Origin of the sequence: Mycobacterium asiaticum (assembly GCF_001673365.1) — a bacterium.
Classification (GTDB): Bacteria; Actinomycetota; Actinomycetes; order Mycobacteriales; family Mycobacteriaceae; genus Mycobacterium; species Mycobacterium asiaticum_A.
In genome coordinates this window covers 1-556 of the sequence record NZ_LZLS01000135.1, presented here as the reverse complement: position 1 = coordinate 556, position 556 = coordinate 1, and the positions used below count along the sequence as shown (strand labels likewise).

2 protein-coding genes are annotated in these 556 nt (G+C 66.5%); both read left to right on the top strand.

All coding sequences use genetic code 11. The features are described 5' to 3' along the window. On the top strand, nt 1-349 hold a 349-nt coding region (locus tag A5634_RS14630; protein WP_155769554.1), incomplete at its 5' end, for a DUF3152 domain-containing protein. A gap of 40 nt (nt 350-389) precedes the next feature. Continuing rightward, the coding region (locus tag A5634_RS28240; protein ID WP_253861631.1) for a ThiF family adenylyltransferase at nt 390-556 on the top strand (167 nt) is incomplete at its 3' end.

The window sequence follows — 556 nt, the reverse complement described above, 5'->3', positions numbered from 1 at the left end:
CGAGGGCTGCGGCTACGAATTCCGGCTCGAGACCTCCTGCTACAACCCGTCATTCGGCGCGGATCGACAATCGCGAGTGTTCATCAACGAGGCCCGCTGGATCCGCGGAGCCGTCCCGTTCGAGGGCGATGTCGGTTCCTACCGGCAGTATGTGGTCAACCACGAGGTCGGCCACGCCATCGGATATATCAGGCACGAGCCGTGCGACCAGCAGGGTGCCCTGGCGCCGGTGATGATGCAGCAAACGTTCTCCACCGCCAACGACGACGGAGCCAAGTTCGACCCCGATCAGGTCAAGGCCGACGGCAAGGTCTGCAGGTTCAACCCCTGGCCGTTCCCGATCGCCTGAGGTTGCGCTCGCGGGCGCTGGGATCGCTAACCTCGATCATGTGTCGACACTGCCGCCACTGGTGGAGCCCGCCGCCAGCCTGACCGCCGAAGAGGTGGCCCGCTACAGCCGTCACCTCATCCTTCCCGACCTGGGCGTCGACGGACAGAAGCGGCTCAAGAACGCGCGGGTGCTGGTGATGGGCGCCGGCGGGCTCGGCGCGCCGAC